Origin of the sequence: Streptomyces lonarensis (genome assembly GCF_012033735.1) — a bacterium.
GTDB lineage: Bacteria > Actinomycetota > Actinomycetes > Streptomycetales > Streptomycetaceae > Streptomyces > Streptomyces lonarensis.
Genome location: NZ_JAAVJD010000038.1, coordinates 12,177 through 32,047, shown reverse-complemented (window position 1 = coordinate 32,047; position 19,871 = coordinate 12,177). Strand labels below are relative to the sequence as shown.

The 19,871-nt window shown below is 74.3% G+C and carries 19 protein-coding genes; 17 read left to right on the top strand and 2 right to left on the bottom strand.

All coding sequences use genetic code 11. From position 1 onward, the window contains the following. Nucleotides 1-2,392 (top strand): RelA/SpoT family protein (locus HCN56_RS07820; RefSeq protein WP_167968769.1); only part of this gene is annotated, 2,392 nt, incomplete at its 5' end. 93 nt (nucleotides 2,393-2,485) lie between these two features. Here the strand turns inward: HCN56_RS07820 and HCN56_RS07815 are convergent. Continuing rightward, nucleotides 2,486-3,715: a DUF349 domain-containing protein gene (locus tag HCN56_RS07815; RefSeq protein WP_167968768.1), complete on the bottom strand. Its 1,230-nt coding sequence runs from the start codon at nucleotides 3,713-3,715 to the stop codon at nucleotides 2,486-2,488. 379 nt (nucleotides 3,716-4,094) lie between these two features. Between HCN56_RS07815 and HCN56_RS07810 the strand changes: the two genes are divergently transcribed. The 4 genes from HCN56_RS07810 (at nucleotide 4,095) to HCN56_RS07795 (ending at nucleotide 8,470) form a co-directional block, all read left to right on the top strand. Next, complete coding sequence (locus HCN56_RS07810; RefSeq protein ID WP_167968767.1) at nucleotides 4,095-4,817, top strand: MBL fold metallo-hydrolase; 723 nt, start codon at nucleotides 4,095-4,097, stop codon at nucleotides 4,815-4,817. Nucleotides 4,818-4,827: 10 nt separating this feature from the next. Next, complete coding sequence (hisS, locus tag HCN56_RS07805) at nucleotides 4,828-6,096, top strand: histidine--tRNA ligase (protein ID WP_167968766.1); 1,269 nt, start codon at nucleotides 4,828-4,830, stop codon at nucleotides 6,094-6,096. A 118-nt stretch (nucleotides 6,097-6,214) separates the two neighbouring features. After that, complete coding sequence (locus tag HCN56_RS07800; protein WP_167968765.1) at nucleotides 6,215-6,853, top strand: vitamin K epoxide reductase family protein; 639 nt, start codon at nucleotides 6,215-6,217, stop codon at nucleotides 6,851-6,853. A gap of 129 nt (nucleotides 6,854-6,982) precedes the next feature. After that, the gene (locus tag HCN56_RS07795) at nucleotides 6,983-8,470 is read left to right on the top strand and encodes a replication-associated recombination protein A (RefSeq protein ID WP_167968764.1); all 1,488 of its coding nucleotides are present in this window, start codon (nucleotides 6,983-6,985) and stop codon (nucleotides 8,468-8,470) included. Nucleotides 8,471-8,527: 57 nt separating this feature from the next. Here the strand turns inward: HCN56_RS07795 and HCN56_RS07790 are convergent, their stop codons facing one another. Then, nucleotides 8,528-9,148, bottom strand: a complete 621-nt coding sequence (locus tag HCN56_RS07790; RefSeq protein ID WP_312871117.1) for a DUF2470 domain-containing protein — start codon at nucleotides 9,146-9,148, stop codon at nucleotides 8,528-8,530. Nucleotides 9,149-9,413: 265 nt separating this feature from the next. Between HCN56_RS07790 and rpsD the strand changes: the two genes are divergently transcribed. The 12 genes from rpsD (at nucleotide 9,414) to HCN56_RS07730 (ending at nucleotide 19,861) form a co-directional block, all read left to right on the top strand. Further along, nucleotides 9,414-10,025, top strand: coding sequence for a 30S ribosomal protein S4 (rpsD, locus tag HCN56_RS07785; protein ID WP_167968762.1), 612 nt, complete (start codon nucleotides 9,414-9,416; stop codon nucleotides 10,023-10,025). A 244-nt stretch (nucleotides 10,026-10,269) separates the two neighbouring features. Beyond that, on the top strand, nucleotides 10,270-10,695 hold the full coding sequence (locus HCN56_RS07780) for a DUF948 domain-containing protein (RefSeq protein ID WP_167931510.1): 426 nt from the start codon (nucleotides 10,270-10,272) through the stop codon (nucleotides 10,693-10,695). A gap of 9 nt (nucleotides 10,696-10,704) precedes the next feature. Continuing rightward, the gene (locus HCN56_RS07775; RefSeq protein WP_167968761.1) at nucleotides 10,705-11,019 is read left to right on the top strand and encodes a DUF6167 family protein; all 315 of its coding nucleotides are present in this window, start codon (nucleotides 10,705-10,707) and stop codon (nucleotides 11,017-11,019) included. Between the two features lie 61 nt (nucleotides 11,020-11,080). Then, a complete protein-coding gene (gene ruvX / locus HCN56_RS07770) occupies nucleotides 11,081-11,545 on the top strand; it encodes a Holliday junction resolvase RuvX (RefSeq protein ID WP_167968760.1) in 465 nt (154 codons plus the stop codon). A 119-nt stretch (nucleotides 11,546-11,664) separates the two neighbouring features. Beyond that, nucleotides 11,665-13,635, top strand: a complete 1,971-nt coding sequence (gene mltG / locus HCN56_RS07765) for an endolytic transglycosylase MltG (protein WP_167968759.1) — start codon at nucleotides 11,665-11,667, stop codon at nucleotides 13,633-13,635. Further along, nucleotides 13,583-14,461, top strand: coding sequence for a shikimate dehydrogenase (locus HCN56_RS07760; RefSeq protein ID WP_167968758.1), 879 nt, complete (start codon nucleotides 13,583-13,585; stop codon nucleotides 14,459-14,461). The genes mltG and HCN56_RS07760 overlap by 53 nt, the downstream gene beginning before the upstream one ends. Before the next feature lie 107 nt (nucleotides 14,462-14,568). Further along, nucleotides 14,569-15,789 (top strand): chorismate synthase, encoded by a 1,221-nt coding sequence (gene aroC, locus HCN56_RS07755; RefSeq protein WP_167968757.1) that lies wholly within the window; start codon nucleotides 14,569-14,571, stop codon nucleotides 15,787-15,789. Next, nucleotides 15,786-16,307 carry a shikimate kinase gene (locus HCN56_RS07750; protein ID WP_167968756.1) on the top strand — a complete coding sequence of 174 codons (522 nt, stop codon included), beginning with the start codon at nucleotides 15,786-15,788 and terminating at the stop codon, nucleotides 16,305-16,307. Before aroC ends, HCN56_RS07750 begins: the two co-directional genes overlap by 4 nt. Continuing rightward, a complete protein-coding gene (gene aroB, locus HCN56_RS07745; protein ID WP_167968755.1) occupies nucleotides 16,304-17,398 on the top strand; it encodes a 3-dehydroquinate synthase in 1,095 nt (364 codons plus the stop codon). Before HCN56_RS07750 ends, aroB begins: the two co-directional genes overlap by 4 nt. After that, entirely contained in the window at nucleotides 17,395-17,841 is a 447-nt protein-coding gene (gene aroQ, locus HCN56_RS07740) for a type II 3-dehydroquinate dehydratase (protein ID WP_167968754.1), read from the top strand. The genes aroB and aroQ overlap by 4 nt, the downstream gene beginning before the upstream one ends. Beyond that, nucleotides 17,838-18,662: an AAA family ATPase gene (locus HCN56_RS07735; protein ID WP_376770853.1), complete on the top strand. Its 825-nt coding sequence runs from the start codon at nucleotides 17,838-17,840 to the stop codon at nucleotides 18,660-18,662. The genes aroQ and HCN56_RS07735 overlap by 4 nt, the downstream gene beginning before the upstream one ends. Before the next feature lie 101 nt (nucleotides 18,663-18,763). Then, nucleotides 18,764-19,861: a M24 family metallopeptidase gene (locus HCN56_RS07730; RefSeq protein WP_167968752.1), complete on the top strand. Its 1,098-nt coding sequence runs from the start codon at nucleotides 18,764-18,766 to the stop codon at nucleotides 19,859-19,861. Nucleotides 19,862-19,871: the final 10 nt, after the last annotated feature.

Below are 19,871 nucleotides of genomic sequence, written 5' to 3'. Positions count from 1 at the left end.
GCGGCCCGCGGCCCCCACCCCGCCACCCGCCCCGCCCGCCGCCGCCCCCGCGCCGCAGCCCCCGGTCTCCGGCATCTCCGGCCGCTCGGGCTCCTCCAACCGCGTGCGCGCCCGCCTGGCACGGCTCGGCGTCCAGCGCTCCACCCCGTACAACCCCGTGCTCGAACCCCTGCTGCGGGTGGTGCGTGCCAACGACCCCAAGGCGGACACCGCCGTCCTCCGGCAGCTGGAGCGCGCCTACCAGGTGGCCGAGCGCTGGCACCGCGGCCAGAAGCGCAAGAGCGGCGACCCCTACATCACCCACCCGCTGGCCGTGACCACGATCCTGGCCGAGCTGGGCATGGACCCCGCCACCCTGATGGCCGGGCTGCTCCACGACACGGTCGAGGACACCGAGTACGGCCTGGACACGCTGCGCCGCGACTTCGGCGACCAGGTCGCCCTGCTGGTGGACGGCGTCACCAAGCTGGACAAGGTCAAGTTCGGCGAGGCCGCCCAGGCGGAGACCGTCCGCAAGATGGTCGTCGCCATGGCCAAGGACCCCCGCGTCCTGGTCATCAAACTGGCCGACCGGCTGCACAACATGCGCACCATGCGGTTCCTGAAGCGGGAGAAGCAGGAGCAGAAGGCCCGCGAGACGCTGGAGATCTACGCGCCGCTCGCCCACCGCCTGGGCATGAACACCATCAAGTGGGAGCTGGAGGACCTGGCCTTCGCCATCCTTTACCCCAAGATGTACGACGAGATCGTCCGCCTCGTCGCGGAACGCGCCCCCAAGCGGGACGAGTACCTGGCGACGGTCATCGACGAGGTCCTCGGCGACCTGCGCGGCGCCCGCATCAAGGCGACCGTCACCGGCCGCCCCAAGCACTACTACAGCGTCTACCAGAAGATGATCGTCCGCGGCCGGGACTTCGCGGAGATCTACGACCTGGTGGGCATCCGCGTCCTCGTCGACTCCGTGCGCGACTGCTACGGCGCGCTGGGCACCGTCCACGCGCGGTGGAACCCCGTGCCGGGGCGGTTCAAGGACTACATCGCGATGCCCAAGTTCAACATGTACCAGTCGCTGCACACCACGGTGATAGGACCGGGCGGCAAGCCCGTCGAACTCCAGATCCGCACCTTCGACATGCACCGGCGCGCCGAGTACGGCATCGCCGCGCACTGGAAGTACAAGCAGCAGGCCGTCGCCGGCGCCTCCAAGGTCCGCAGCGACGCCCCCGCCCGCAAGGGAGAGAAGGCGGGCGAGGCGGTCAACGACATGGCCTGGCTGCGGCAGCTGCTCGACTGGCAGAAGGAGACCGAGGACCCGGGCGAGTTCCTGGAGTCGCTGCGCTTCGACCTCTCCCGCAACGAGGTCTTCGTCTTCACCCCCAAGGGCGATGTCATCGCGCTGCCCGCCGGGGCCACCCCGGTGGACTTCGCCTACGCCGTCCACACCGAGGTCGGGCACCGCACCATAGGGGCGAAGGTCAACGGCCGGCTCGTCCCGCTGGAGTCCACCCTCGACAACGGTGACACCGTCGAGGTCTTCACCTCCAAGGCGTCGGGGGCCGGCCCCTCCCGGGACTGGCTGGGCTTCGTCAAGTCGCCCCGCGCCCGCAACAAGATCCGCGGCTGGTTCTCCCGCGAGCGGCGCGACGAGGCGATCGAGCAGGGCAAGGACGCCATCGTCCGCGCGATGCGCAAGCAGAACCTGCCGATCCAGCACATACTGACCGGCGACTCCCTGGTCACGCTCGCCCACGAGATGCGCTACCCCGACATCTCCTCGCTCTACGCGGCGATCGGCGAGAACCACGTCTCGGCGCAGAGCGTCGTGCAGAAGCTGGTGCAGGCGGTCGGCGGTGAGGAGGCCGCCAACGAGGACGTGGCCGAGACCGCGCCGCCGGTGCCCGCCTCGCTGGGCCGGCGCCGCAGCAGCGGCGACCCCGGCGTGGTGGTCAAGGGGACCGACGACGTCTGGGTCAAGCTGGCCCGCTGCTGCACCCCGGTGCCGGGCGACCCGATCATCGGGTTCGTCACCCGCGGCAGCGGCGTCTCGGTCCACCGCGCCGACTGCGTCAACGTCGACGCGCTCTCCCGCGAGCCGGAGCGGATGCTGGAGGTCGAGTGGGCGCCCACCCAGTCCTCGGTCTTCCTGGTCGCCATCCAGGTCGAGGCGCTGGACCGCTCCCGGCTGCTGTCCGACGTGACGCGGATTCTCTCCGACCAGCACGTCAACATCCTCTCGGCGGCCGTGCAGACCTCGCGCGACCGGGTGGCCATCTCCCGCTTCACCTTCGAGATGGGCGACCCCAAGCACCTCGGCCACGTGCTGCGTGCCGTGCGCGGCGTCGAGGGGGTCTACGACGTCTACCGCGTCACCTCCGCACGCCGCGGCGGCTGACGGCCCCGGGAGCGCCCCCGCCCACGACGACGGGCCGGCGACGACGCGGTGCACACCGCGACGCCACCGGCCCGTCGGCCGGGAGGGCTCGGCTCAGCCGCCGAACTCCCGCAGCCCCTTGACCGCCTGGTCGAGCAGCTCCTGGCGGCCCGCCAGCTCACGCTCCAGCTTCTCCGCCTTCGCCGTGTTGCCGGCGGCACGCGCCTGGTCGGCCTGGCGCCGCAGCTTGTCGACGGCCTCCTGCAGCTGGCCGGTCAGGCCCGCGGCGCGGGCACGCGCCTCGGGGTTGGTCCGGCGCCACTCGCCCTCCTCGGCCTCCGCGACGGCCCGCTCCACCGCCTGGATACCGCCCTCGACCGAGGCGCGGGCGTCACGCGGCACGTGGCCGATCGCCTCCCACCGCTCCCCGATCGACCGCAGCGCGGCACGGGCGGCCTTCACGTCGGTGATCGGCAGCAGCTTCTGCGCCTCGGTGACCAGCTCCTCCTTGCGCGTCAGGTTCTCGCGCTGCTCCGCGTCGCGCTCGTCGAAGACCGCGCCGCGCGCCTGGAAGAAGACGTCCTGGGCCGCCCGGAAGCGCGCCCACAGGTCCTCCTCGGCGTCCCGCTGCGCCCGCCCGGCCGCCTTCCAGTCCCGCATGAGGTCGCGGTAGCGCGCGGCGGTGGGCGCCCAGTCGGTCGAGGTGGAGAGCTTCTCCGCCTCGGCGATCAGCTTCTCCTTGCGGCGCCTGGTCTCCTCGCGCTGCGCGTCCAGCGAGGCGAAGTGCGCCTTGCGGCGCTTGGAGAACGCCGACCGCGCCTGGGAGAACCGGTGCCAGAGCTCGTCGTCGGTCCTGCGGTCCAGTCGCGGCAGGCCCTTCCAGGTGTCGACCAGCGCCCGCAGCCGCTCGCCCGCGGAGCGCCACTGCTCGCTGGCGGCCAGCTCCTCGGCCTCGGCGACCAGCGCCTCCTTGGCCCTGCGGGACTCCTCGCTCTGCTTCGCCTTGTCGGCCTTGCGCTGCTCCCGGCGCTCACCGACGGTCGTCACCAGGGTGTCGAGCCGCCGGGAGAGCGCGTCCAGGTCGCCCACAGCCGCGCCCGCGTCCACCTGCTCGCGCAGGTGGACGATGGCGGCGGTGGCGTCCTTCGCCGACAGGTCGGTGGTCCGCACCCGGCGCTCCAGCAGGCCGATCTCGACCACCAGGCCCTCGTACTTCCGCTCGAAGTAAGCGAGAGCCTCCTCCGGCGAGCCCGCCTGCCAGGAGCCGGCGACCTTCTCCCCGTCGGCAGTCCGCACGTACACGGTGCCGGTCTCGTCCACTCGACCCCACGGATCGCTGCTCACAGCGCCTCCTCCATTTGACGCCCGCCCGGTCGTCGCCCGGGTGGCATCGTCCACAGTTCCCAGCCCGGACGGCCCGTGCGCGTCGGCCGTGCCGTCCGGTGGCGGCCGCACCACGCAGTGCCCCGCCCCACGCCCCAACATAGGCGACGGGCGGGGCGGCTGTCCGCACCTCCAGGGACCCAACTTCCGCCAGGTCCGGACAGCCGGGCCCCTGGCCCGACGGGTGGCGGCCGCGGTGCCCCGGCGGAGGGAGAACCGGTTGGCGCCGTGATCCCGGCCGCCGGTAGGGTGCGGTGACGCACGGCGACCACGCCGGGAGGGCAGCGGTCCTCCCCGGGGCGCCGTCGCAGCCGGAGCCGCGAGGAGAGGTGGGACCGCCATGCTGATCGCCGGTTTCCCCGCAGGGGCCTGGGGCACCAACTGCTATCTGGTCGCCCCCGCCGCCGGCGAGGAGTGCGTGGTCATCGACCCGGGCCACCAGGCCGCGGACGCCGTCGCGCAGACGGTGGAGAAGCACGGCCTCAAGCCGGTGGCCGCGCTGGCGACCCACGGCCACATCGACCACGTCGCCTCGGTGACCCCGCTCTGCGGCGCGCGGGACATCCCCGCGTGGATTCACCCCGGGGACCGCTACATGCTGGGCGACCCGGAGAAGGCGCTCGGCCGCCGCCTGGGCGAGAAGCTGATGGGCGACCTGACCCTCGGGGAACCCGACGACCTGCGCGAGCTCGCGGACGGCACCACGTTGCGCCTCGCGGGCCTGGAGTTCGTCGTCTCGCACACCCCCGGCCACACCCCCGGCTCGGTGACCTTCGGCCTCGCGGCGCAGGCCGACGTGCCCCCGATCCTGTTCACCGGGGACCTGCTGTTCGCCGGTTCCATCGGCCGCACCGACCTGCCCGGCGGCGACCACGCGGAGATCCTCCGCTCCCTGGACCGCGTCTGCCGCACGCAGGACGACACCACGGTCGTCCTCGCCGGGCACGGCCCCCAGACCACCATCGGCCACGAGCGTGCCACCAACCCGTTCCTGCGGGAGTCGGCAGCCGGCCCCGGGGCGGACGGTGCAGCACCGCCCGCCGCCCCCCGACGAGGAATGTGACGACCAGACCGTGAACACCTTCCGGGCGCCCAAGGGCACCTACGACCTGCTCCCGCCCGACTCCGCGCGGTTCCTTGCGGTCCGCGAGGCGATGTCCGCCCCGCTGCGCCGCGCCGGCTACGGCTACGCGGAGACCCCCGGCTTCGAGCACGTCGGCCTCTTCGCCCGCGGCGTCGGCGAGTCCACCGACATCGTCACCAAGGAGATGTACACCCTCACCACCCGCGGCGGCGACGAACTCGCCCTCCGCCCGGAGGGGACGGCCTCCGTGCTGCGCGCCGCGCTGGAGGCCAACCTGCACAAGTCCGGCAACCTGCCGGTCAAGCTCTGGTACTCCGGCTCCTACTACCGCTACGAGCGCCCCCAGAAGGGCCGTTACCGGCACTTCTCGCAGGTCGGCGCCGAGGCGGTCGGCGCGGAGGACCCGGCCCTCGACGCGGAGCTGATCATCCTGGCGGTGGAGGCCCACCGGTCGCTCGGCCTGCGAGAAGTGCGGCTGCTCCTCAACTCCCTCGGCGACCGCACCTGCCGCCCGGTCTACCGCGAGGCGCTGCAGGAGTTCCTGCGCGGACTCGACCTCGACGAGGACACCCGGGCGCGGGCGGAGATCAACCCGCTGCGGGTGCTGGACGACAAGCGTCCCGCGGTCCGGGAGCAGCTGGCGGGCGCGCCGCTGATGAGCGAGCACCTCTGCGCCGACTGCGCCGCGTACCACGCGCGGGTCCGGGAGCTGCTGACCGCCGCCGGCATCACCTTCGAGGACGACCCCCGTCTCGTGCGCGGTCTCGACTACTACACCCGTACTACGTTCGAATTCGTTCACGACGGGCTCGGCGCGCAGTCCGCGATCGGGGGCGGCGGCCGGTACGACGGCCTCTCCGAGATGATCGGCGGCCCGGCGCTGCCGTCGGTCGGCTGGGCGCTGGGCGTGGACCGCACCGTGCTGGCGCTGGACGCCGAGGGTGTCGGTCCCGAGCTGCCGCCCGCCACCGAGGTGTACGCGGTGCCGATCGGCGAGGAGGCCCGCAGCGCGCTGTTCGCGCTGGTCACCGAGGTGCGGCGGGCCGGCGTCGCCGCCGACTTCGCCTTCGGCGGCAAGGGCATGAAGAACGCCATGAAGTCCGCCGACCGCTCCGGCGCCCGGTTCGCGCTGGTGGCGGGCGACCGCGACCTCGCGGCCGGGGAGGTCCAGCTGAAGGACCTCGCCAGCGGTGAGCAGACGGCGGTGGCGCTCGACGGTGCCGTCGAGGAGTTGGTCCGCAGGCTCGGCCGGTCCTGAGATCCGGTCCGTCCGGCCTTATCGGGAACCGACACCGCTCGTGCACAATGGGCTGTCGCCGGGTCCCGCACGCGGGGTGCCGGCCCCCACCGCGAGCCGATGACGGGACGCCCACCACATGACAACGACAGCAGCGCACCGGGAACCGGACGCGGAGAACGCCGAGCCGTCGCCCGGTGCGCCGATCGGCGCAGGCCGGCCCTTCGCCTGGCTGCTGGTGGTGACCGGCTTCCTCGGCCTCCTCGCCGGGTGGGTCATCACGATCGACAAGTTCAACCTGCTGGAGGACAGCGAGTACGACCCGGCGTGCAGCATCAACGCCGTCGTCTCCTGCGGCTCGATCATGCAGAGCGACCAGGCGTCGGTGTTCGGGTTCCCCAACCCGATGCTGGGGCTGGTCACCTACGGCGCGGTGATCGCCATCGGCATGGGGCTGGTCGCCGGCGCGCGGTACCGCCGCTGGTTCTGGCTCGGCCTCCAGGGCGGCACCCTCTTCGGCGTCCTCTTCTGCACCTGGTTGATGTACCAGTCCCTCTACGTCATCTCGGCGCTGTGCCTGTGGTGCTGCCTCGCCTGGCTCGCCACCATCGTGATGTTCTGGTACACCACCGTCCACAACCTGCGCCATCGCGTCCTGCCGGCGCCGGAGGGGCTGCGGCGTACCGTGCTGGAGTTCCACTGGCTGCTGCCGGCGCTGCACGTCGGCATCGTGCTGATGCTCGTCTTCACCAACTGGGGCAGCGCCCTCTGGGCCTGAGCCCTCCAGCCGGCCCGGTCCGCGGGACCCGGTCCGCTCCGGGTCGGCCCGCCGGCGGCCCGCGCGCCCTCCCCGGCCCGTCCACCCTCGGCGGGCGGGCTGTCGGCGTCCGCGAGTAGGGTTGCCGCCGTGGAGCCCGATCTGTTCACCGCAGCCGCAGAAGAACGCCAGGAGCGCGAGCCGGCGGGACGCCCGCTGGCGGTACGGATGCGCCCGCGCACGCTGGACGAGGTGCTCGGCCAGCGCCATCTGCTCGGCCCCGGCTCACCGCTGCGCCGCCTGGTGGGCGAGGGCGGTGGCGGTCCGGCCGGTCCGGCCTCCGTCATCCTCTGGGGCCCGCCCGGGACGGGCAAGACCACGCTGGCCCACGTCGTCAGTCGGGCGACCGACCGCCGCTTCGTGGAGCTCTCGGCGATCACCGCCGGCGTCAAGGAGGTCCGCGCCGTCATCGACGGCGCCCGCCGGTCTTCCGGCGCCTACGGCAAGGACACCGTCCTCTTCCTCGACGAGATCCACCGCTTCTCCAAGGCGCAGCAGGACTCCCTGCTGCCCGCGGTGGAGAACCGCTGGGTGACGCTGATCGCCGCGACCACCGAGAACCCCTACTTCTCGGTGATCTCGCCGCTGCTCTCCCGCTCCCTGCTGCTCACCCTCGAACCCCTCACCGAGGACGACCTGCGCGGCCTGCTGCGGCGAGCCGTCGGTGACGAGCGCGGCCTGGGCGGGGTGGTGACGCTGCCGACCGACGCGGAGGACCACCTGCTGCGCATCGCCGGCGGGGACGCCCGGCGCGCGCTCACCGCGCTGGAGGCCGGCGCGGGCTCCGCCCTCGACGCGGGCGAGTCCGCGGTGACGCTGGAGCGGCTGGAGCAGGCGGTGGACCGCGCCGCGGTCCGCTACGACCGCGACGGCGACCAGCACTACGACGTGGCCAGCGCCCTGATCAAGTCCATCCGCGGCTCGGACGTCGACGCGGCCCTGCACTACCTGGCCCGGATGATCGAGGCGGGGGAGGACCCCCGGTTCGTCGCCCGGCGGTTGATGATCTCCGCCTCGGAGGACATCGGCATGGCCGACCCGACCGCGCTGCCGACCGCTGTCGCGGCGGCGCAGGCGGTGGCGCTCATCGGCTATCCCGAGGCGCGGATCATCCTCGGCCAGGCGGTGGTGGCGCTGGCGCTGGCACCGAAGTCGAACGCCGCCTACCTGGCCATCGACGCGGCGCTGGCCGACGTGCGGGCGGGCGCGGCAGGCCCGGTGCCGCCGCATCTGCGGGACGCGCACTACCAGGGCGCGGCGAAGCTCGGTCACGGCAGCACCTACCAGTACCCCCACGACCTCCCCGGCGGCATCGCCGCCCAGCAGTACGCGCCGGACGCGGTGCACGGCAAGCGGTACTACCGGCCGACCCGCTACGGCGCCGAGGCGCGGTACGCGGAGGTCGCCGAGCGGGTGCGGGAACGGCTGGCCGGGCGGTCGCCGCGCCCCGAGCGGGCGGACCGCGGTGACGCGGGCCGGGGTGAGGCGGCGCGGGGCGACCGGGCGGCCGGCGAACAGGCGGGCGGGGAACCGTCCCGCCCGGCCGGCGCCGAGCCGGGGGCGGACGGCGAGGACTGAGCCCCTGTCAGGGCGGGGCCGCCCCCCCGAACGGTCCCGCCCCCGCAGCTCCGCCGCTCAGCGCGCCACCGAGGCGAACAGGTGGTGCATGGCGTGCCGCAGGCCGACGATGTCGTCGACGGGGGTGTGGAAGTCGAACCGGGCGTCGAAGCCGCGCCCGCCGGGCCGCCAGAACCGCAGCCGGATGCCGAACCGGTCCAGGGCGACCGGGGCGACGTGCTGCCACGGTTCCACCGCCGGCCTGCTGGCCGCGTCCTGCTCCCCGACGAAGGCGCACAGCGCCTCCAGCTGGTCCTGGTGGGAGCCGGCGAGGTGCTGGAGGAGTTCGGCCTCGTGGCGGGCGAGCGGGTCCGGCCGGGAGCCGGCGAAGTCCTCCGCGCTGACCGCGGAGGCGCCCCACAGGTCGTCGGTCCAGGCGTCGTCCGGTTCGAGGCGGAGGAAGGTCTCACCGCCGTCGCGCAGCGGCACCCGGCCCCCGAAGAGCCGTGCGGTGTCGGCGTGGCGGGTGCGGGGCACGGCGTCGAGCCGGCCGCTGATCCACCCCCTGCCGCGGATGCGGTGCGGGACGGCCACGGGCGCGACGTCCGTGATCTCCAGCACTGCGCCGACGTCGTGCACGGCGGTGAGTTCGGCGGCCGCCACCGCGCGGGCGGCGGGCGCCGTCGCGCTGACCAGCATCACCACGGTGCCGTCCGCGTCGACCGCGCGCGTCTCGGCGTGGGTGATCTGGAGGGGGCCGGTTTGTCCTCCGGCCCGGGGACCTGGGATGCTGATTACCGCAGAGGCATCCGATTCGGCTAGAGTGCGCAGGCGCTCGGCGGCATGAGGCTGCCGAACATCGTCTGCGGGACGCGGCTGACCCGTCATGGGGCTCCCTGGGCGAAGTAATGCGCTGTCCGACTAAGGTAAGCCTAACCTAACTTATTGCGGAGGTTCGTTCCACGTGAACCAGTCGCGTCCCAAGGTCAAGAAGTCGCGTGCTCTCGGCATCGCGCTGACCCCGAAGGCCGTCAAGTACTTCGAGAAGCGCCCTTACCCGCCCGGGGAGCACGGCCGGGGCCGCAAGCAGAACAGTGACTACAAGGTCCGTCTGCTGGAGAAGCAGCGGCTGCGTGCCCAGTACGACGTCAGCGAGCGTCAGCTGGTCCGCGCCTACGACCGCGCGCGCAAGGTCGACGCCAAGACCGGCGAGGCCCTGCTCATCGAGCTGGAGCGTCGTCTCGACGCCCTGGTGCTGCGTTCGGGTCTCGCCCGGACCATCTACCAGGCCCGTCAGATGGTCGTCCACGGCCACATCCAGGTGAACGGCAAGAAGGTCGACAAGCCCTCCTTCCGCGTCCGCCCGGGCGATGTCGTGCAGGTCCGCGAGCGCAGCCGCGAGAAGCACCCCTTCCAGGTCGCCCGTGAGGGTGGCTACGCCGGTGAGGGCGAGGCCCCGCGCTACCTGGAGATCAACCTCCCGGCGCTCGGCTTCCGCCTGGACCGTGACCCCAACCGCCGCGAGATCCCCGTGATCTGCGACGAGCAGCTGGTCGTCGAGTACTACGCCCGCTGACGCCCGCGCCGCCGGCTCCCGGCCGGCGGCGAGCGAGGCATCCCCACTGCCGTCCCGCGTGAAGCGGGGCGGCAGTGGCGTACCCGGGGCCGGTGCGCGCGGCCCGCGCCCGGCGCCGCCCCGTGGCGGAGCGGCGCGCGACCGCGGCGGGCCGCCCGCGCGGTAGGCTCCGCACGCGTCCGTCGCCCACGGGTGGGCGACGGGGCAGCCCGGAGAAGTGACGACCGAGGAAAAGTGGTGCGGTGTGTCCGGTGGAGAAGTGGCCGGCATTCTGGTGGCGGTGTTCTGGGCGATCCTCGTGTCGTTCCTGGCCGTCGCCCTCTACCGGCTGGCCCAGACGCTCCGGGCTGCCACCCGGCTGGTGACCAGCGTGACCGAGCAGGCGGTGCCGCTCCTCGGCGAGGCGTCGGTCACCGTGCGCACGGCGCAGAACCAGTTGGCCCGGGTCGACGCCATCGCCTCCGATGTCCAGGAGGTCACCGCCAACGCGTCCGCGCTCTCCTCGACCGTCTCGACCACCTTCGGCGGCCCGCTGGTCAAGGTCGCCGCCTTCGGCTACGGCGTCCGGCAGGCGCTCGGCCGCCGCGGCAACCGCACCCCCGACACGTCGCGTACGGAGCGCGGCCGCACCGTCCCCGGTGCGCGCCGTCCCCGGCGCGGGAGGAGCTGAACCGCTTCCATGTTCCGCCGTGCCTTCTGGTTCGGAGCAGGCGCCGCCGCCGGCGCCTGGGCCACCACCAAGGTCCACCGCAAACTCCGCTCCCTCACCCCCGAGTCGCTGGCGCAGCGCGCCGCCGACCGGGCGGTCGACACCGGCCACAAGGTGCGCGAGTTCGCGCTCGACGTGCGCTCCGGGATGGCACGCCGCGAGGGAGAGCTGCACGACGCCCTCGGGCTCAACCACGCTCCGGACGAGCCGGGGGTGCTCCCGGGGCAGGTGCTGCCCGAGCGGGTCGAGCGCCCCGGTATCGAGTCGCGGCGGCGGGAGCGGTGACCCTGCGCCGCCGTACCCCTGCCGCCCCCGGGCGCGCCCCCGCGATCCGCGGGAGGCGGTGATGCGCCGCGGACGGCGGCTCGCCGTCGACGTCGGCGACGCCCGCATCGGCGTGGCCAGCAGCGATCCCGACGGCCTGCTCGCGACGCCGGTGGAGACCGTCCCGGGGAAGGACCGTGCCGGGGCGCTACGGCGCCTGGGCGCGATCGTGGGCGAGTACGAGCCCCTGGAGGTCGTCGTCGGCCTGCCGCGCTCCCTGAGCGGCCAGGAGGGCCCCGCAGCCCTCAAGGTGCGTGATTTCGCCGGGGAGTTGGCGAAACTGGTCACACCCGTGCCGGTGCGGCTGGTGGACGAGCGTATGAGCACCGTCACGGCCGCGCAGTCGATGCGGGCCTCGGGGGTCTCCTCCCGCAAGGGCCGTGGCCGCATCGACCAGGCCGCGGCGGTGGTGATCCTGCAGAGTGCACTGGAGACGGAGCGCACCTCGGGGCGGCCGCCGGGGCAGTGCGTCGAGATGGGCGGTTGATCGCGGTGCGGTAACGTGCCGCGCGAGATGGCAGTCAATCGAACATCGCGGACGACCCGCGGAGATGTTCGAACGTCCGGCAGATCCGGACGGACCGCACCGGCGTCGCGAGGGGACCGATGACTGACTACCGCCGGGGCTCCGGCCCGGAACCGTGGGATCCGAACGACCCGCTCTACGGAGAGCAGGGGTGGGGACGGCCCGGCGACGGCTCCTGGGACGGCTACCCGCAGGAGCAGAACGGGTACCCCGGGCAGGGCTACCCGGACGGCGGAGCCTCCGACCCGTACGGCGCAGCACCCCCGGCGCAACATCGGCAGCACCCTCCGCAGGGCCCGGGCGGCCCGCAGCAGGGCGGCTGGAACCAGGGCGGCCAGGGGTACGACCAGGGCGGCCAGGGCCACGGCTACGACCCGTACCAGGCCCAGGCCCCGGGCCAGGGCGGCCAGGGGTACGGCGCCGGTGGCGACCCGTACGGCGACCACGGCTACGGCCAGGGCCACGGCTACGACCCGTACCAGGCCCAGGCCCAGGGCCCGGGCCAGGGCGGCGGCCAGGGGTACGGCGCCGGTGGCGACCCGTACGGCGACCACGGCTACGGCCAGGGCAACGACCACGGCGCCGGGTCCGGCTACGACCGCCCCGCCCAGCAGCAGGGTCCCGGCCCGGGCCAGGGCCACCACCCGCAGGACGCCGGCGCGGCCGCGAACCGGCAGAACCCCGGCTACGGCGCGGACGGCGCCCCGCAGCAGGACTCCGGGTACGACGACGGCTACGGCGACCCCCGCGGTGGTGCCCCGCACGCCGGCAACGCCCACGCCCCGCCCGGCGGGCAGCGGCCGCCCGAGCGGGGGGAGCCAGGAGCGGACGGCCCTGGCCCGGACCCCGACACCGGCTGGGACCCGGGACCGGACCAGGGCGAGAACGACTTCTTCACCCGCGAGGACGGCGACTGGGACGAGAGCGCCGAGACCGGTGACAAGGAAGGCCGCGGCCGGCGCGGCGGCGACAAGCCCGCCAAGCGCCGCGGCGGCGTCGCCTGCCTCGGGGTGGCCGTCCTGCTCCTGGGGACGGTCGGCGTGGCCGGGTACTTCGGCAAGCAGTTCTACGACTCCCGCTTCGGCCCGCCGCCGGACTTCGCGGGCGAGGGCACGGGCGAGGTGTTCGTCGCGGTCGAGGACGGCGACACCCTGACCGCGATCGGCGTCAAGCTCCGGGACGAGGGCGTCGTCGCGAGCGTCGGGGCCTTCACCCAGGCGGCGGAGGGCGCCAACATCCAGCCCGGGTACTACGCGCTGCGCGAGGAGATGTCGGCGCAGTCCGCCGTCGAGGTCATGACCGACCCCGCCACCCTCAACACCCTGATCATCCCCGAGGGCACCCGGTCGCCGGCCGTCTACGAGACGATAGACGCCAAGCTCGAACTGGAGGAGGGGACGACGGCGGAGGTCGCCGCCTCGGGTGTGGTCGAGCTGCCCGACTGGGCCGTCCCGGACAACGAGGACGTCAAGGAACCGCTGGAGGGCTTCCTCTGGCCGGCCCGGTACGACATCGGCCCGGAGACGCAGCCCGAGGAGCTCCTGCAGGCGATGGTGGACCGCGCCGTCTCCACCTACGAGCAGATGGGGCTGTCCGACGCGGCCTCCGGCCTCGGCCTCGACTCGGCGCTGGACATCATCAACGTCGCCAGCCTGGTGCAGGCCGAGGGCAAGACCACCGACGACTTCACCGCGATGGCCGAGGTCATCTACAACCGCCTCAAGCCCGACAACACCGAGACCAACGGGCTGCTGCAGTTCGACTCCAGCTTCAACTACCTCCGGGGTCAGAGCGAGGCGTTCATCACCGAGAACGAGATCCTCAACGAGAAGGACCCGTACAACACCTACGTCCACAAGGGACTGCCGCCCGGCGCGATCGGCAACCCCGGGGCGGAGGCGGTGGAGGCCGCGCTCAACCCGACCGACGAGGGGTGGATGTACTTCATCACCCTCGACGACGTCACCACCGAGTTCACCCGCAACCATGAGGACCACAATGAGCTCCGCGAGGAGTACAACCGACGGCGCGGCGCGGAGAGCACCAGCTGACGCGCGCCGGGCAGCCGTCCTCGGAGCGCCCGTCGCCCACTCCCTCTCGCCCGACCTCCACCGCGCCGCGTACGCCGCGCTCGGCCTCACCGCCTGGCGCTACGACCGGTACGAGGTGGACGAGGAGCGGCTCCCGGCGTTCCTCGCGGAGTTGGGCGGGGAGTGGGCCGGGCTCAGCCTGACGATGCCGCTCAAGCGGGCGGTACTCCCGCTGCTGGACGCGGTGACCCCGGCCGCCGCCTCGGTCGGCGCCGTCAACACCGTGCTGTTCGGTGCGGACGGCGCCCGCACCGGTGACAACACCGACATCCCCGGGATGGTCGCCGCGCTCGCCGAGCGCGGGGTCACGCGCGTGGAGCGTGCCGCCGTGCTCGGCGCCGGCGCCACCGCCTCCTCCGCCCTCGCGGCGTTGGGCCACGTCTGCACGGGCGAGGTCACCGCGTACGTCCGGGGCCCGGAGCGGGCCCGCGAGATGGCGGAGTGGGGTGAGCGGCTCGGGGTCGCGGTGCGGACCGCTCCCTGGGAGCGCGCCGCCGAGGCGCTGGACGCGCCGCTGGTGATCGCCACCACCCCGGCCGGTGCCGCGGACGCCCTCGCCGCCGCGGTGCCCGACCGCCCCGGGACCCTCTTCGACGTGCTCTACGAGCCCTGGCCGACCGCGCTGGCGGCCGCCTGGAGCGCCCGGGGAGCGACCGTCGTCGGCGGGCTCGACCTGCTGCTCCACCAGGCGGTGGTCCAGGTCGAACTCATGACCGGTCGGTCGCCTGCCCCGCTCGCCGCCATGCGCGCCGCGGGCGAGAGCGCACTGGCCGGGCGCCACGCCTGACCGGCCCGTCGCCCCGTCCCGCACCCTGGACGGCCGCGCGGCGGCGGCCGGACCGCGTGCGAGGATGGCCGGGCACGAAGCGTGATCGACATGAGGTGGAGGGTCCGTTGAGCAGGCTGCGCTGGCTGACGGCGGGGGAGTCGCACGGCCCCGCGCTGGTGGCGACCATCGAAGGGCTGCCGGCCGGGGTGCCGGTGGACACCGAGGCGGTCGCCGACCACCTCGCCCGGCGCAGGCTGGGGTACGGCCGCGGCGCCCGCATGAAGTTCGAGCGCGACGAGGTCACCTTCCTCGGCGGCGTCCGCCACGGCCTCACCCTCGGCTCCCCGGTCGCCGTCATGATCGGGAACACCGAGTGGCCCAAGTGGGAGAAGGTCATGGCGGCCGACCCCGTGGACCCGGAGGAGCTGGCCTCCCTGGCGCGCAACGCGCCGCTGACGCGGCCCCGCCCGGGCCACGCGGACCTCGCCGGCATGCAGAAGTACGGCTTCGACGAGGCGCGTCCGATCCTGGAGCGGGCCTCGGCCCGGGAGACCGCCGCCCGGGTGGCGTTGGGCGCCGTCGCCCGCTCCTACCTGCGGGAGACCGCCGGCATCGAGGTCGTCTCGCACGTGGTGGAGCTCGGCGCCGCCCGCGCCCCCTACGGCACGCTGCCGCTGCCCGGCGATGTCGAGCGGCTGGACGCCGACCCCGTGCGCTGCCTGGACCAGGACGCCTCCGCCGCCATGGTGGCGGAGATCGACCAGGCCCACCGCGACGGCGACACCCTCGGCGGTGTGGTGGAGGTCGTCGCCCACGACGCCCCCGTCGGGCTCGGCTCCCACGTCCACTGGGACCGCCGCCTGGACGCCCGGCTGGCCGGCGCGCTCATGGGCATCCAGGCGATCAAGGGCGTCGAGGTCGGCGACGGGTTCGACCTCGCCCGCGTCCCCGGCTCGCAGGCACACGACGAGATCCTCGCGACGACCCCTGGCGCCGAGCCCGGGGCCGACGGCGGCCGCGACCTCGGCATCCGCCGCGCGTCCGGCCGGTCCGGCGGCACCGAGGGCGGCCTGACCACCGGTGAGGTGCTGCGCGTGCGTGCCGCGATGAAGCCCATCGCGACCGTGCCCCGCGCCCTGGCCACCGTCGACGTCGCCACCGGCGAGGTCGCCCGCGCACACCACCAGCGCTCCGACGTCTGCGCCGTCCCGGCCGCCGGCATCGTGGCCGAGGCCATGGTCGCCCTGGTCCTCGCCGACGCGGTGGCGGAGAAGTTCGGCGGCGACAACGTCGCCGAGACCCGCCGCAACGTCCGCGGCTACCTCGACGGTCTGGGGGTCCGGTGAGCACCGACCACCCGCTGGTCGTCCTGGTCGGGCCGCCCGGCGCCGGCAAGACCACCGTCGGCGGCCTCCTCGCCGAGCGGCTGGGGGTCAGCCTCCGCGACACCGACGCCGATGTCGAGGCAGCCGCCGGCAAGGAGGTCGCGGAGATCTTCCTCACCGACGGTGAGGACCACTTCCGCGACCTGGAGGCCGAGGCGGTCGCCTCCGCCGTCGCGACCCACCGCGGGGTGCTCGCCCTGGGGGGCGGCGCCGTCATGCGGCCGGCCACCCGGGAACTGCTCGCCGGGCTCCCCGTCGTCTTCCTCGACGTGGCGCTCGCCGACGCCGTCCACCGCGTCGGCCTGGACGCCCCGCGCCCGCTGCTCGCGGTCAACCCCCGCAAGCAGTGGCGCACCATGATGGAGACCCGCCGCCCCCTGTACACCGGCGTCGCCCGCACGGTCGTGGCGACCGAGGGGCGGACGCCCGAGGAGGTCACCCTGGCCGTCCTCACCGCATTGGAGCTGACCGAGGCATGACCGACGACACCGCACCCACCCGCATCACCGTCGCGGGCGAGGCCGGCGCCGCCCCCTACGACGTGCTGATCGGCCACCGGCTGCTCGACCAGCTGCCCGCGCTGGTCGGCGACGCGCGGCGGGTCGCCGTCATCCACCCCGAGGCCCTCGCCGAGACCGGCGACGTGCTCCGGCAGGACCTCGCCGACCAGGGGTACGAGGCGATCGCCGTCCAGGTGCCCAACGCCGAGGAGGCCAAGACCGCCGAGGTCGCCGCCTACTGCTGGAAGGCGCTCGGCCAGAGCGGGTTCACCCGCACCGACGTCATCGTCGGCGTCGGCGGCGGCGCGACCACCGACCTCGCCGGGTTCGTCGCCGCGACCTGGCTGCGCGGGGTGCGGTGGGTGGCCGTGCCCACCACCGTGCTGGGCATGGTGGACGCCGCCGTCGGCGGCAAGACCGGCATCAACACCGCCGAGGGCAAGAACCTCGTCGGGTCCTTCCACCCGCCCGCCGGGGTGCTGTGCGACCTCGCGGCGCTCGCGAGCCTGCCGGTCCACGACTACGTCTCCGGGCTCGCTGAGATCATCAAGGCGGGGTTCATCGCCGACCCCGCCATCCTCGACCTGATCGAGCGCGACCCGGAGGCGGCCCGCCGGGCGGACGGCCCCGTCACCGCCGAGCTGGTGGAGCGGTCCATCCGGGTGAAGGCCGAGGTGGTCTCCGGCGACCTCCGCGAGGCCGGCCGGCGCGAGATCCTCAACTACGGCCACACCCTCGCCCACGCGATCGAGAAGAACGAGCGCTACGAGTGGCGCCACGGCGCGGCCGTCTCCGTGGGCATGGTCTTCGCCGCCGAACTGGGCCGCATCGCCGGAAAGCTGGACGACGCCACCGCCGACCGGCACCGGGCCGTCCTCACCTCCGTCGGACTCCCCGTCACCTACCGCGGCGACCAGTGGCCGAGGCTGCTGGAGACCATGAAGGTCGACAAGAAGTCCCGCGGCGACCTGCTGCGCTTCATCGTCCTCGACGGGCTGGCGCGCCCCGCGGTCCTGGAGGGCCCCGACCCGGCGATGCTGCTGGCCGCCCACGCGGAGATCGCCGCGTGAGCCGGGTGCTCGTCCTCAACGGGCCGAACCTCGGCCGGCTGGGCTCCCGAGAACCGGACGTCTACGGCTCGGCCGACCACGCCCGGCTGGTGGAGCTCTGCGTGGCCACCGGCCGCGACCTCGGCCTGGAGGTCGAGGTCCGGCAGACCGACGACGAGGCCGAGCTGGTCGGCTGGCTCCACGAGGCGGCGGACGGGCGCCACCCGGTACTGCTCAACCCGGCGGCCTTCACCCACTACTCCTACGCGCTGCGGGACGCCGCCGCCCAGCGGACGGCGCCGCTCATCGAGATCCACCTGAGCAACCCGCACGCCCGGGAGTCCTTCCGCCACCTCTCGGTGGTCTCCGCCGTCGCCACCGGCACCATCGCCGGTTTCGGCACCACCTCCTACGTGCTGGGGCTGCGCGCCCTGGCGGCCGACCCGGCCGTCACGGGGGACTGAACGCGTACCTCCCGCACCGCCGCGCGGGAGGGCGGTACGCTCACCCCGCGACATGGCCCAGCGGGCCGCGGTGTGGCACCGTGGCCCCTGCAGCGCGGGGCGCCGGCCCCGCCTCGACGACGACGGAGCGGCAGCGCATGACTCACCCCGCGGGGGTCCCCGTCCCACCGCCGGCGCCTCCGGAGGCAGGCGTCACCGGCGAGTTCCGACTGCCGCCACCCGCCCCCGAGCAGCCGCCGGCGGCCGCCCCCGCGGACCCCGCGACGGCGGCGCTGGCCGTGCTGCTGATCGGCCCCGCGGGCGCAGGGAAGACGACGGTCGCCCGCCGCTGGGCCGACCAACGCCAGGTCCCCACCGCCCACATCAGCCTGGACGACGTGCGGGAGTGGGTCCGCTCCGGCTTCGCCGACCCCCGGTCCGGCTGGGACGAGCGGTCCGAGGCGCAGTACCGGCTGGCCCGCCGCACCTGCGGCTTCGCGGCCCGCAACTACCTGGCCAACGGCATCTCCTGCGTCCTGGACGACGCCGTCTTCCCCGACCGGCCCGCCATCGGTCTCGGCGGCTGGAAGCGGCACGTCGGCCCGGGGCTGATCCCCGTCGTCCTGCTGCCCGGCCTGGAGGTCGTCCTCGCCCGCAACGCCGAGCGCAGCGGCACCCGCCGCCTCGCCGACGAGGAGGTCGCGGCGATCCACGGCCGGATGGCCGGCTGGTACGGCTCGGGGCTGCCGATCATCGACAACTCGCGGTTGGACGTGGGGACCACCGTCCGGCTGATCGACGAGGCCGTGGCGCGCAGCTTCACCACCCCCCTGGACTGGTGAGCGGTTCGAGGGTGCGGCGGACACCGCCGCACGGGGCAACCTCGGCCCCGTCCGGCCCAACCGAACGGGCTGCGGGCCGCTGCGCTGCGTAGTCTCGGACCATGTCCGAGGTCCACGCGGCACGGCGCGCGGCGCTGCGCGCCCACTGTTCCCCGGGTGACGGCACGGCGCTGCTGATCTCCCGACCCGCCAACCTCCGCTACCTGGTCGGTGCGGTGCCCGCCCACGCGGCGCTACTGCTGACCCCGGGCGGCGAGGACGTCCTCGTCGGGGGAGCGGTCGCCGCGCTGCGCGGCACGCCCGACGACGCCCTGCGGCTGCTGGCGGTGGACGGCGACACCGACCCGGCGGCGACCGCGGCCGTCCTCGCCGCCCGCGACGGCGCCGCCTCGCTGGCGGTGGAGGAGCACCACCTGACGGTGGCCCGGTACCGCGCCGTCCGTGCCGCAGGCGGCGGACTGCCGCTGGGAGACCTCGCCCGCGCGGTCGAGCAGCGGCGGCTGGTCAAGGACGAGGCGGAGATCGCCGCGCTGCGCACCGCCGCGGAGATCACCGACCGGGCCCTCGGCGAGCTGCTGGAGTCGATCCTCGTCGGCCGGACCGAGCGGCATCTCGCCCTGGAGCTGGAACGCCGGCTGGTGGACCACGGCGCCGACGGCGCGGCGTTCCCCACCTCGGTGGCGACCGGCGCCAACTCCGGCAGCGCCGGGCACCGCCCGACCGACCGGCGCGTCGAGGAGGGAGACTTCCTGACGGTCCGGCTCGGAGCGCGCTACCGGGGCTACCGCTGCCGGATCGGGCGGACCTTCGTGATCGGCAGCCGGCCGGCCGACTGGCAGATCGAGCTCTACGAACTCGTCTTCGCCGCTCAGCGGGCCGCGCGGGAGACGCTGGCGCCCGGAACGGAGTGCCGTGAGGTGGACCGCGCGGCCCGCGCCGTCCTGGACGGCGCGGGGCACGCGGACGCCCTCGGGCCGCTCACGGGGGAGGGGGTCGGGCTCGAAATGGGAGAGGACCCGCGTCTGGCCCCCGCGGCCATGGGTAGACTGGGCGTTCGTGTGCCGGTCACCGTCGAACCCGGGGTCCACCTTCCGGGTCGGGGCGGCGTCCGGATTGACGACACGCTCGTCGTTCGCCCCGTGGCGGACGGCGGACCCGAGCTACTCACCATCACGACCAAGGAACTCCTCGCCCTGTAGCTCCGCTCGG

What these genes read in the sequence shown, in the direction of transcription:
- HCN56_RS07800 (WP_167968765.1), top strand. Translation starts at nt 6,215, where the DNA reads ATGACAACGACAGCAGCGCACCGGGAACCGGACGCGGAGAACGCCGAG.
- HCN56_RS07760 (WP_167968758.1), top strand. Translation starts at nt 13,583, where the DNA reads ATGAGCTCCGCGAGGAGTACAACCGACGGCGCGGCGCGGAGAGCACCA.
- mltG (WP_167968759.1), top strand. Translation starts at nt 11,665, where the DNA reads ATGACTGACTACCGCCGGGGCTCCGGCCCGGAACCGTGGGATCCGAAC.
- HCN56_RS07730 (WP_167968752.1), top strand. Translation starts at nt 18,764, where the DNA reads ATGTCCGAGGTCCACGCGGCACGGCGCGCGGCGCTGCGCGCCCACTGT.
- HCN56_RS07790 (WP_312871117.1), bottom strand. Translation starts at nt 9,148, where the DNA reads ATGCTGGTCAGCGCGACGGCGCCCGCCGCCCGCGCGGTGGCGGCCGCC.
- aroB (WP_167968755.1), top strand. Translation starts at nt 16,304, where the DNA reads ATGACCGACGACACCGCACCCACCCGCATCACCGTCGCGGGCGAGGCC.
- HCN56_RS07810 (WP_167968767.1), top strand. Translation starts at nt 4,095, where the DNA reads ATGCTGATCGCCGGTTTCCCCGCAGGGGCCTGGGGCACCAACTGCTAT.
- ruvX (WP_167968760.1), top strand. Translation starts at nt 11,081, where the DNA reads ATGCGCCGCGGACGGCGGCTCGCCGTCGACGTCGGCGACGCCCGCATC.
- HCN56_RS07775 (WP_167968761.1), top strand. Translation starts at nt 10,705, where the DNA reads ATGTTCCGCCGTGCCTTCTGGTTCGGAGCAGGCGCCGCCGCCGGCGCC.